This is a genomic window from Sulfuricurvum sp. MLSB (assembly GCF_000747095.1).
GTDB lineage: Bacteria > Campylobacterota > Campylobacteria > Campylobacterales > Sulfurimonadaceae > Sulfuricurvum.
This window is the reverse complement of the sequence record NZ_JQGL01000104.1, coordinates 21,917-33,147: the sequence shown is the minus strand read 5'-3', so window position 1 is coordinate 33,147 and position 11,231 is coordinate 21,917. Positions and strand designations below refer to the sequence as shown.

At 50.1% G+C, this 11,231-nt stretch carries 13 protein-coding genes; 3 read left to right on the top strand and 10 right to left on the bottom strand.

The genetic code is table 11. The features are described 5' to 3' along the window. From JU82_RS07655 to JU82_RS07645, 3 genes are all read right to left on the bottom strand, one after another. Positions 1 to 1,412 (bottom strand): efflux transporter outer membrane subunit (locus JU82_RS07655; RefSeq protein ID WP_037948953.1); only part of this gene is annotated, 1,412 nt, incomplete at its 3' end. 51 nt (positions 1,413 to 1,463) lie between these two features. Beyond that, on the bottom strand, positions 1,464 to 2,060 hold the full coding sequence (locus tag JU82_RS07650) for a Crp/Fnr family transcriptional regulator (RefSeq protein ID WP_037948949.1): 597 nt from the start codon (positions 2,058 to 2,060) through the stop codon (positions 1,464 to 1,466). A gap of 35 nt (positions 2,061 to 2,095) precedes the next feature. Further along, a complete protein-coding gene (locus tag JU82_RS07645; protein WP_037948946.1) occupies positions 2,096 to 2,839 on the bottom strand; it encodes an SDR family NAD(P)-dependent oxidoreductase in 744 nt (247 codons plus the stop codon). A gap of 98 nt (positions 2,840 to 2,937) precedes the next feature. Between JU82_RS07645 and JU82_RS07640 the strand changes: the two genes are divergently transcribed. After that, positions 2,938 to 3,381, top strand: a complete 444-nt coding sequence (locus tag JU82_RS07640; RefSeq protein WP_294892540.1) for a helix-turn-helix domain-containing protein — start codon at positions 2,938 to 2,940, stop codon at positions 3,379 to 3,381. 247 nt (positions 3,382 to 3,628) lie between these two features. On the opposite strand, the gene arfB is transcribed toward JU82_RS07640, so the two are convergent. The 4 genes from arfB to JU82_RS07620 are packed head-to-tail and all read right to left on the bottom strand — an operon-like array spanning position 3,629 to position 6,083. After that, entirely contained in the window at positions 3,629 to 4,048 is a 420-nt protein-coding gene (arfB, locus tag JU82_RS07635; RefSeq protein WP_037948943.1) for an alternative ribosome rescue aminoacyl-tRNA hydrolase ArfB, read from the bottom strand. Then, positions 4,023 to 4,415 (bottom strand): HepT-like ribonuclease domain-containing protein, encoded by a 393-nt coding sequence (locus JU82_RS07630; RefSeq protein WP_037948941.1) that lies wholly within the window; start codon positions 4,413 to 4,415, stop codon positions 4,023 to 4,025. The genes arfB and JU82_RS07630 overlap by 26 nt, the downstream gene beginning before the upstream one ends. After that, entirely contained in the window at positions 4,408 to 4,698 is a 291-nt protein-coding gene (locus JU82_RS07625; protein WP_037948939.1) for a nucleotidyltransferase domain-containing protein, read from the bottom strand. The genes JU82_RS07630 and JU82_RS07625 overlap by 8 nt, the downstream gene beginning before the upstream one ends. Before the next feature lie 53 nt (positions 4,699 to 4,751). Next, on the bottom strand, positions 4,752 to 6,083 hold the full coding sequence (locus tag JU82_RS07620; RefSeq protein WP_037948937.1) for a DEAD/DEAH box helicase: 1,332 nt from the start codon (positions 6,081 to 6,083) through the stop codon (positions 4,752 to 4,754). Between the two features lie 108 nt (positions 6,084 to 6,191). Between JU82_RS07620 and JU82_RS07615 the strand changes: the two genes are divergently transcribed. After that, positions 6,192 to 7,469, top strand: coding sequence for a putative glycoside hydrolase (locus tag JU82_RS07615; RefSeq protein WP_294892536.1), 1,278 nt, complete (start codon positions 6,192 to 6,194; stop codon positions 7,467 to 7,469). Further along, on the top strand, positions 7,469 to 9,976 hold the full coding sequence (hrpB, locus tag JU82_RS07610; protein WP_037948935.1) for an ATP-dependent helicase HrpB: 2,508 nt from the start codon (positions 7,469 to 7,471) through the stop codon (positions 9,974 to 9,976). The genes JU82_RS07615 and hrpB overlap by 1 nt, the downstream gene beginning before the upstream one ends. Here hrpB and recR read toward each other — a convergent pair. The 3 genes from recR to JU82_RS07595 are packed head-to-tail and all read right to left on the bottom strand — an operon-like array spanning position 9,973 to position 11,142. Further along, positions 9,973 to 10,542: a recombination mediator RecR gene (recR, locus tag JU82_RS07605; protein WP_037948932.1), complete on the bottom strand. Its 570-nt coding sequence runs from the start codon at positions 10,540 to 10,542 to the stop codon at positions 9,973 to 9,975. The two genes, hrpB and recR, sit on opposite strands and share 4 nt — an antisense overlap. Continuing rightward, positions 10,539 to 10,862 (bottom strand): type II toxin-antitoxin system RelE/ParE family toxin, encoded by a 324-nt coding sequence (locus JU82_RS07600; RefSeq protein ID WP_037948929.1) that lies wholly within the window; start codon positions 10,860 to 10,862, stop codon positions 10,539 to 10,541. Before JU82_RS07600 ends, recR begins: the two co-directional genes overlap by 4 nt. Continuing rightward, on the bottom strand, positions 10,855 to 11,142 hold the full coding sequence (locus tag JU82_RS07595) for a type II toxin-antitoxin system Phd/YefM family antitoxin (protein ID WP_037948926.1): 288 nt from the start codon (positions 11,140 to 11,142) through the stop codon (positions 10,855 to 10,857). Before JU82_RS07595 ends, JU82_RS07600 begins: the two co-directional genes overlap by 8 nt. Positions 11,143 to 11,231 lie beyond the last annotated feature (89 nt).

The following is an 11,231-nucleotide window of genomic DNA, read 5'->3' as shown; positions in this document are numbered from 1 at the left end:
TGTTCAGATGACCAGCCTCCGCCTAAAGCTTTATACAGCTGTACATCCGATAATAGTCGTTGTAATCCATGCTCATTTAGAGCTATTTTATTCACTAGAACCCCTCGCTGCATATCGAGCAGCGGCAACTTATCAATTTGCCCTTCACGATAAAGCGATTGCGCCGCTTTAAGCGCGTGAGATTCTCTGCTCAGGGCGGCTTTTACCTTTTCACCGCGTTTAATCTCCTCAGATTGCACGATAAGACTATCTTCAACCTCTTTGAGTGCTGTCAAAACCGCTTTTTGCCACGCGATAAGCGCTTCATTTTCCTGAGCGTTTTGTGCATCGATCCCCGCTTGAATCCGTCCTGCATTGAAAATCGGCATGACAAAAGCCGCCGCAACGTTTGAAAATGGTACCGGTGCCAAATCAAGTCCGTTAATACGGAAGTCTTGACGACCGACAAGAGCATTGACAAAAAGCTTCGGCCATGTTTGCGATTGTGCCTCTTTCGAACGTAATGATTCGGCACTGTAGTGCGATTCGGCGGCCATTAAATCGGGACGTCTCCGCAATAAATCACTCGGTTGGGAAACTCCTATGGTTTGCGACTCAGGCCAAAAATACTCATCTACTTCCGACACAGCGGAGCTTGATGGGTTCTCCCCCACCAAAACAGCCATCTGACTTTGCAAGGTTGCAACCCATACCCGTAGTTGCGGTATCTGAGCATCCAGTGTATCGGCCTCTGCCTCCGCTCTATCCACATCAAACTGACTTGATTGCCCCTGCGCATAGCGTTTGGAAACGACAGTCGCACTTTCATGTTGCGTTGCAGCCAATGCCTCTACCAATTTGAGCCGTTCTTGTACTGCCCGCAACGTAAAATAGCTGCGTGCGATTTCACTGCTGATCACCAGCTGTGCGCCAACAACACCATACTCGGCAGCCATTGCGTCAGATTCTGCCGCACTTTTTGCCGCACGCAATCCTCCGCCGATGTCAATCTCCCAATCTATCCCCAAACCGATTCTGTACGCTCGGATATCGGGCAATCCCTGTTTCATCGCTTGCGGAAATCCGCTGTGTGATTTCGAAGCGGACGCTTCAAGATTTACCGTAGGCAAAAGACGTGAAGCCTGCACATCTCGCAGTGCATTCGCCGTAGTGATACGTGTCATTGCACTGCGTATGTCATGATTGTTTTCAAGACCTTTTTCAATCAGTGCCGTTAAAATAGGATCGTTGAAACTCTTCCACCACTCTATCTCATCAAATGCTATTTTTTCAGCTTCCGCATAATGATACGTTGCGGAAAGAGGCGCCTCCAGCTTCGGGATATTCGCTTCCGGCGTCGCACAACCAGAGAGTAGAAATATCGAAGCAATAGAAAACCAAAACACGCATGGCGGTAAAAACGTTTTTTGCATAAAATTCCCCTTACAAATATGGGGAAATTCTACTAGCTCCTTATAGGGTTGTCATTCGCATTTGTTCATCTTTTTCAATCGGCTCAAATGCTGGGGAGTGATCCCCAGATACGAAGCGATATGATACTGCGGTACTTTATCCAGCAAATACGGAGTCGTTTCTAAAAATTGCGCAAAGCGCGCCTCCGCATTCATCACTAACTGAGAAAAAAACTTCTGATGCACCAGCGAATAGGCCAAATCACTGGAACGACGCATAAATTCCGACCACTTCAAATCGTGTGCGCACAGATAATCTGTTTCCTCTTTTTTCATAATCTGAAATGTACAGTCGGTAATTGCCTCAAAGTGGAGTTTCGAGGGCGTTTGGCATAAATAGCTGTCATAATCAAATACCACCAGATTCGTCAAATGAGAGTTCTCATCGTTGAAATAAATATACCATGTCGTATCCTTGCCGTTTTCATCGATATAGTACCCGCGTGCGATCCCCGATTCGAGGAAATAGATACTGTCATGAATATGCTCCGCGTGATGAATCGTCTCTCCCCTACTAAAATGTTTTTGTCGAAATATCTTGCTTAATAATTCAAGCTCATCGCCATCCAGAGCAATATTTTTGTTTAAAAATTCTAATAATATATTCACTGCCCATCCTTAAAACATGCTGAGTAATAGTTTACCTATTTATTCAACATATGAAGAGCAAATCTCGGAGAAAGACGACTGATCATTTTAAGGGCACCGCTTTGTCCCGGTTTTATTTCCGATATTCCACACTCCATTTTTTTGATGGATATTTTGACCAGCTTCGATACGGGCATAATGTTCATACTTTTTTGCTCGTTGCTATCGAATGCATTGATCAACGGAGTTTCCGTCAGTTGCGGAGCCACTTCAAAAATTTTTACGTTCGTATTTTTAAGTTGAATACGCAGAGAATCGGTAAAAGAGTGCAATGCGGCTTTGGTTGCGCAGTACACAGGAGTATTTGCCAAAGGGACAAAGGCTAATGCGGAGGTAACATTGACGATTGCCGCTCTCTTTTGTTTCTTCATAAGCGGTAAGAACTGCGTACTCATACGGATAGTGCCGTTTAGATTGGTATCGATCTCTTGAGTGAGATTGGTTAAATCGCCTTCATCTTGCAAATCGATCTTTTTCATGACACCCGCATTATTGATCACGATATTCAGCTCGGGAAACATTCGTGAAACCTGTGCGTACAAAGCTGTAATCTCTTGGGGATTAGCAATGTCGCATCGAAAGGTGTGGATATTTTTGAGTTCTTTCTTCGCATTACCCAGTTTTTCCTGATCGCGGCCCGTTATGATAACTGTGTTGTCTTCACACAATTGTCGTGCGAACTCATAGCCGATACCGCTTGTACCGCCCGTAATTAGGATAGTGTTGTTCTTCATTTGCATCTTTATTTCCTTCGGTAAGTTCTGTGCAAATTTACTTGCATGATGAAAGTATAATATTTTTGCTATAATTATGCAAGTAAAATTATCAAGGATGTATTATGAAACGAAAAAGCTATGATGAAATGCCCTGTCCTGTCGCTCAATGTCTAGAGCATATAGGCGAGTGGTGGAGTATGTTGATTATTCGAGATGCTTTTTTTGGCATGAAGCGATTTGATGAATACCAAAAAAGTTTAGGAATCGCCCCGAACATGTTGACGAGACGATTAAATGATCTTGTAGAATCTGGAATTTTAGAGCGACAAAAATACGGAGAAAGCGATAAACGCTATGAATACGTTTTAACGCAACGCGGGATAGATTTGGCTCCGATACTTATTATGATGTTAAACTGGGGGAATCAACATTATCCTCCAAAAGGAGTCAAAGTCAATTTGGTCAATATCCATACGAATGAGATTGCCGAGCCTATCGTCATCGACAAAAAGACAGGAGAAGAAATAACACTTGATACGTATCAAGTTAAAGTTTTCGATGATTAAAGTCAAGAACCAAAAAATCTTGAGCTGATTTTATGAAATTTTTTACTTTTTCCCTGCTCTCATAAGTCAATAAAGTTTGATAATAAAAATCTGACGCATTTAACTCATAACACGCGGTCTCCATTTTCAGTTGTGTCCATATTAACATTTTTATACGATGAAAATCGTTTGTGACAGACCGTATTCATTTGGCAGGCTCAGCTATGATTGTGCCGATGTATCAGCTATCGTTCCACTGTAGATTTCTCTACTCCGAGCCCTTCACTCTCCCCCGCATCTTCTTAATATTCCCGTGCTTCGTCTTGCTATCCATCCGCCGTTTCTGCGAGTTGCGGGTCGGCTTGGTCACTTTGCGCTTTTTTGGCGTCACCATGACGCTTTTGATAAGTTCTCTGAGCCTCTCCAGCGCCGAGAGCTTGTTCTCTTCCTGACTTCTCGATTCCTGGGATTTGATGTTGATAATCCCCTCTTTGCTAATGCGGTGATCGGTGAGGGCCAAGAGACGTTCTTTGTAGAGTTCGGGAAGGGATGAGGCGGTGATGTCGAAGCGCAGGTGGATCGCCGTCGAGACCTTGTTGACATTCTGCCCGCCCGAGCCCTGAGAGCGGATGGCGGTTACCTCGATCTCGGAATCGGGGATGCTAACGGTGTTCGATATCTGTAGCATTGATATCAGTGATTATTTTTTCGACCGTCCGCTGCATCGGCCCGATCTGCTGATCGCAGATCCAGAATATCTCTTCGGCATCAATGTCAAAATAGTGATGGGAGATGACATCTCTTACCCCTTTTGCACCCGTCCAGTCTATTTCAGAATATTCTTGTAATAATTTTTTATCCGTGAGTTTATCGATTTTTTTGAGACTTTCGCCGATAGCGATAAGTTGCATACAAATACCGTCGAGCTTTTCTTTCCCTGCCGGAGAATCGGTGAAGAAATTACTATCTTTGACAGGTTCAAAGCGAGTCAAAACCGTTTTAAGCGCCTCATTGATTTGTTCGAGGATAATGAGAACTTGGTTTTTATTAGACAAAAACAGCCTCATTTTCAATGCTTTTTTTGAGGTAAGGATTCATTTTTTCACGATAACGGACTACATCGACATTGAGATGAAAAAGCTCTTCGAGAGTATTTTTAGCGTGGACGATAGCGAACATATCGGGCGTTTTGGTTTCCACAACGACATCAATATCACTGTTTAACTTCGCTTCATTACGGACGGTTGAGCCGAACAACCCAATACGGACGATACCGAATTGATCGGCAAAATCATCTTTGAACTGCTTTAGAATATCAAGTGCTTGATCTTTTTGCATCCGTATCCTTTCGATATTAATTAGAGTGATTGTAGCATAATCTACCCGATCTATTATCTCCCCCGTCCGCCCGATTTCTTCGGTGAGGGTTTTTTGGATGCGGGTTCTTCGCGAGCGACACGCGGCCCGCGCTTGCCGATGAATTTGGGCTGAACGGGTTCACGTTTACGCTTGTTGCCAAACGCTCCGGCGGTTTTCCCTTTTTTCTCGGCTTCTTTGGACATGCTTTTGCCGCGTGTCTTGCCGAGCGCGTCGGTGATCGGGGGTTCGAAACCTTTTACCGCTTCGATCACGACCTTTTTGCCCAGCATCGTCTCGATCTTTTTCCATGAGAGCGATTCCACTGAAGAGAGCAGCGTGATCGCCGTCCCTTCGTTGCCCGCGCGCCCCGTCCGTCCGATGCGGTGGATATAGTCGCTCGCGATGTGCGGGATGTCGTAATTGATCACGATGTCCAGCCCCTCGATGTCCAACCCGCGCGCGGCGATGTCGGTCGCGACGAGAATGCGCACTTTGCCTTCCCTGAAATCGCACAGCGCACGGTCGCGCGCACCGTGTTTTTTGTCTCCGTGGATCGTCAGGCACTCCAATCCGCTCTCTTTGAGGTAGGCACTGACCTCATCGGCGATCGCTTTGGTGCGAGTGAACACCAACACCTGCGGATAGTTGTTCGACCCGATCAGATACGAAAGCAGTTCGCTCTTGCGCTCGGCTTCGACGGGATGGACGATCTGGCGAATCGTCATGTCGGCGGCTTTGAGATTGTCGATTTCGACCAGCAGCGGTTTTTTGAGTATCTGCTCCGAAAGACGTTTGACCGATCCCGTCATCGTCGCCGAAAAGAGTACCGTCTGGCGGGCCGGTGGGAGCATATCGATGATCTGCTCGATCTCGCGGATGAATCCCATGTCCATGATCGTGTCGGCTTCGTCCATAACCAGATATTTAATTTTTGAAAGGGGGATATGCCCCTGCTTGTTCAGCTCGATAAGCCGTCCGGGAGTCGCGATCAGGATATCGACCCCTTTGGTCAGCGATGCGATCTGTTTGTCGATGTTGACGCCGCCGAAGACGTTGAGAATCCGAAGGTTGCTTCCCAGCGCATAGGCGCGGATCGCTTTGGTCATCTGGGTTGCCAGTTCGCGCGTCGGTACGAGGATCAGTGCCTGCGGTTTTGCGATCTCTGATTCGTTCCCTTCTCCCATCATCTGCAGAATCGGCAACGCGAATGCCGCGGTTTTTCCCGTTCCGGTCTGGGCGGCTCCCAAAATGTCGCGTCCGCGAAGCATCAAAGGGATGACTTTGCTCTGGATCGGCGTGGGGGTTGTGTGCCCTAAAGCGGCAAGATTGGTTTGGAGATTAGGGTTCAATGACGCAAAAGACATGAATCCTCCCTGTAAATAGATAGCGTATCATATCGGTTTCGTCCTTACACTGCCGCAATGTGGACTATTTTTTGCTACGATTACGGAATTTTAAATTCGGAGTATTCAGTGAAAGCATTAGCGCTTTTAGTCGCCGCCGTTACATTGTCATGGGGAACCGCCGTGACCAAGGGGACCGTCATAGACAAACAGACCCAAAAACCGATCGCAAACGCCATCGTCGTTGCCGATGGAAAAGAGTATCGCACAGACCCTAACGGTGCTTTTGTCATCCCCGCCTCCAAAAAAATCGGGGTACGCGCCATCGGGTACGACCGCAAGTTCTACGTAGGGGGCGGAAAAATGTTTCTCAACCCCTTGACTCCAAAAGCCCTTTATCTTTCGAGCTTTGGTGCAACGAGTTCCAAACTGATGGGCAATGCCAAAGAGCTGATCAAATCAACCGAAGTCAATGCCCTCGTTATCGACATCAAAATGGACCGCGGCCAGATCGCCTACCGCACTTCCAACGCAACCGCCAACAAAATCGGGGCGCAAGAAGTCGTTTTGTTCAAAGACCTCAAAAAATTCGTCGCCGGTTTGAAAAAAGAGGGGATTTACACGATAGCCCGGATTGTCGTATTCAAAGATTCTCCGTTCGTCGAAGCCCATCCTCATCTGGGTGTCCGCCGCAGCGACGGCACCCTGTTCAAGGACAAAGAGCAGCTTTATTGGGTCGATGCTTCGCGCAAGGAATACTGGGATTACCCTATCGCCATTGCCAAAGAGAGCGCCGAAGCGGGATTTGACGAGATTCAGTTCGACTACATCCGTTTCCCCGATGCCAAAGGGGTGAGATTTTCGGTCGAAAACACGCAGGCCGAACGGGTCAAGGCGATCAGCGGCTTTTTGGAAGCGGCGCGCAGCAAACTGATCGCGCACAACGTCTTTATCTCCGCCGATATTTTCGGATACGTCAGCTGGCACAACGCCGACATCGAAATCGGCCAGCGCGTCGACGCTATCGCTCCGTACGTCGATTACATGTGCCCGATGCTCTATCCGAGCGGATTCAATGCCGGCATTCCGGGATATTCCAATCCGGTAGCGGCCAACTACGAGATCGTCAAACACTCGCTCGATAAAGCGCTGGAAAAATCGGGAACCTCTCCCAAAGCGTTCCGTCCGTGGCTGCAGGCGTTCCGCGACTACGCGTTCGACCGCCGCATTTACGGTGAACAGGAGATCCGTGACCAAATCCGCGCCAGCGAAGATTTCGGCAGCAACGGCTGGATTTTGTGGAATCCCCGCAACGTTTATACGGCTGCGGGACTCATCCGCGTCAATCAAAACGTGACGCAAGTCACCAAACCGATTCCTGCTAAAGCGGTCAAACCGGCTTCTTAATGGATTTATCCTTCTCCGATCTCCCGATCAGCGGACAACTCGCGTCGATTCGGGGGTCTTTGCTGCACAGCAACCGCCTCATTCTCCAAGCGCCTCCCGGTGCCGGGAAAACGACTGCCGTCCCCCTTGCCCTTCTTAATGAACCGTGGATCGGAGAGCAAAAAATCATCATGCTCGAACCGCGCCGCCTCGCCGCTCGTGCCGCCGCGACACGGATGGCCGAATTGCTCGGCGAAGAGGTCGGAATGCGGGTGGGATACCATATCCGCGCCGAGAAAAAGTTTTCGCATGAAACCCGCGTTCTCGTCATCACCGAGGGGATATTGACCCGTTACCTTCAACGCGATCCCGATTTGGCCGATGTAGCGCTCATCATCTTCGACGAATACCATGAGCGCCATCTGCACAGCGACCTCTCGCTGGCCCTCGCACTGCAGTCACAAGAGCTGCTCCGCGACGATCTGAAAATCCTTGTGATGTCGGCAACCCTTGATACACGCGGCCTGAACGAGCTGCTGGACAATCCTTGCCTTCTCACGAGCGAAGGGCGCAGCTATCCCGTCACCCTCTCCTATCGGCCCGCATCAGCTTCTCCCCTTGATCCGCGCTCGCTGATTGGCGAAGTCGTCAAAACGGCTCTTCATGCACTGACGAGCGATCCGGGCGACATTCTCGTCTTTTTGCCCGGCGAACGTGAAATACGCGAGCTGGAATCGCGCCTGAGCGAATACGTGCGGCAAACGTCAACGGATCTGCTGATCGCTCCGCTTTACGGCAACCTCTCGCGCGAGGAACAGCATCGCGCGATCCTCCCCTCTGCGAAGCGCAAAATCGTTCTCGCCACCAACATCGCCGAGACAAGCCTCACGATAGAGGGGATACGGGTCGTCATCGACTCGGGGGCAGAGCGCATCGCGCGTTTCGATCCCTCCGCCGGAATGGAGCGGCTGATCACCCAAAAAATTTCCCGCGCCTCGGCCGATCAGCGTGCCGGACGCGCCGGAAGGACGGCAGAGGGAAAATGCTACCGCCTTTGGAGCGAGCATGCCCACCATGCCCTTCCCCCCTACCGCGAGGCGGAGATCGTCCTCGCCGACCTTGCCCCTCTTGCTCTTGAACTCGCCGCATGGGGAGCCAGTGCGGAGGAGCTGCGATGGATCGATCCGCCGAAGCCCTCTTCTCTTGGGCACGCCCAAGAGCTTCTGCACGAATTGGGAGCGTTGGACGAAACCATCACACCGCACGGGCGCGCCATCCTCTCGCTCGGGCTTCACCCGCGTCTGGCACACATGATTCTTCGAGGACGCGACGAGGGGTTGGAAGGCGAAGCGATCGTGCTGGCCGCATTACTCAGCGAACGGGATATTCTGAACAGCGACGAACGGCACAGCGACCTGCGCGAACGGTTCTGGATGCTCAAAGAAGCCCTCATCCATAATCGCAGACCCCAAAACCTCTTCAACGTCTTGCAAAGCGTCCGCGACATTGCATCACGACTGCGGACCACGCCGACATTTGCTAAAACCGAGCGCGCCGATGCCCTCGCCCTGCTCCTCACTTTCGCCTATCCCGACCGTATCGCCAAAGCACGCGGAGGAGGAAAGTTTCTCACTCGCGAAGGCAAAGAGGCCTATCTTGCACCTCATGACGATCTAGTCGGAGAAGAGTGGCTCGTTATCGCCCGCACCGACGGCAACACCACAAGCGCACGGATACGGCTCTGCGCCCCGATCGCCTTGCCGATGTTGCGGGAATATCACCCGCAAGCTTTCAGCCTTGAGGACGCCGTCGAATGGAACCCGAAAGACAAACGGACCGAAGCACGCCGAATCGAGCGTATGGGAGCCATCCTCATCAGCAGCCGCCCCGCATCCGACACCGATCCCGACACGATCCGAAAAGCACTTATAGAGGGGATACGAACGCACGGGCTGGAATCTTTGGGGTGGAGCGATGGAGTACGCGCATTGCAGCGGCGGCTCATCGCCTTCCGCCGCCATTGCCCCGATCAATGCGCGGCGGATTTCACCGACGAAGCGTTGCTCGACTCTCTCGAAACCTGGCTTCTTCCGCACCTCGGTTCCCAAAGCTCTTTGCGCGAATGCGAATCGCTCGCGTGGGAGACGATACTCCTCTCGTCTCTTCCGTGGGAACAGCAACGGGAAATGGATCGGCTTTTGCCGAGCCGCTTCACCGCACCGACGGGAAGCGCCGTCGAACTCGACTATGCCGATCCCGATTCCCCCGTTTTGGCGGTGCGGATACAGGAGATGTTCGGAACGACCGATCACCCGAGCGTTTTGGCGGGAAAACTCCCCCTGAGCGTTCATCTGCTCTCCCCGGCGCACCGCCCCATACAGGTAACCCGCGATCTGGCAAGTTTCTGGAGCGGCTCGTACAGCGACGTCAAAAAAGAGCTCAAAGGCCGATATCCTAAGCACTACTGGCCGGATGATCCGGCCACGGCGCAGGCAACGAAAAAAACGAAGAAGTTTATGGAGAGTTAGATGCTCACGCGGTCTTCGAGCGCACGGGTGAGCGACAAAATGTCGACGTTTTCCAAGCTCACCCCCGTCGGAACGCCCTGAGCGATGCGGGTGAACCGGACGTTTGAATCGGAGAGTTTGTCCTCGATGTAAAGGATGACCCCCTGATTGGCGATCGAGGGAGTGAGGGCGAAAATCACCTCTTTGATACCGCTGTTTACGACGTCGCGCAGATGAGAGACGTCCAGCTCGTCAAGCGATTCGAGGACGAAATAGCGCCCGTCGAAAAGGCCGTTTTCTTCGAACGTGAGAATATCTTTGGCGTTTTCGACGATGCAGAGGATTTCATGGTTTCGGTGTTCGTCGCTGCAGATGGGGCACAGCTCGTCTTCGCTGATGCCGCCGCAGGAACGGCATTTTTTGAGCGATGTAATGGCGTTTTCAATCGCGTGGGCTAGTTTGAGCGCCCCGAAGCTGTCGTTCATCACCATATGGTACGCCAGACGGGTCGCCGATTTTTGCCCGATCGTCGGGAGGCTTTGCAGCGCGTCGACGAGACGGTTAAATTTCTCTAGAGATCGTTTCATTGCTTATCCATATACTCTTTGAGAAGTTCGATAAGTTCCTGATCGCTGATGCTCTCTTTTTCGGTTTTAGAATAGATGGAGATCAGAATCGTTCTATTTTTGAACTGTTGATAGATGATGATTCTAAAACCGCCGCTTTTACCGGTCGGAATTGAGGAATTTCTAACTCTCTTTTTGAAAAGATTATACCCTAGAGAGATACCGATATCTTGTTTATTCTCAATTTCGTCGACGGCGTGTTTGAGATCGGCTTTGAGATGTTTGAATTTTTTGCTGAGTTTTTTGGCTTCTTTGCGAAACGTATCGCCGTACTCAATCATCCAGCTCGTCCCACAGCGATTCGATAGGGGAGACTCGACCCTGCTTTACATCATCAAGCCCCTGCTGAATCGAGAGGAGGATTTCAGCACCTTGAACTTTTTTCAGTGCTTCGACCATTTTTTCATATTCATCTTTAGAGACGAGTACCGCTTCGACTTTGTTGTTTCGCAAAATTGCCAGCTTGGAGGTCGAACTCTCTTTGAGCTGCGAGAGGTACGAGCCGAACTTTTTGACCAGTTCGGAGGAGGCAATGAGTTCATTGGAAGCATACGTCACCATGTTGTTTACCTCGTAGTTTTACGTAATATATTATGGAAATTATACATTATATTTTACAATTTATTATCAAAAAAGTGTATAGACCGAGT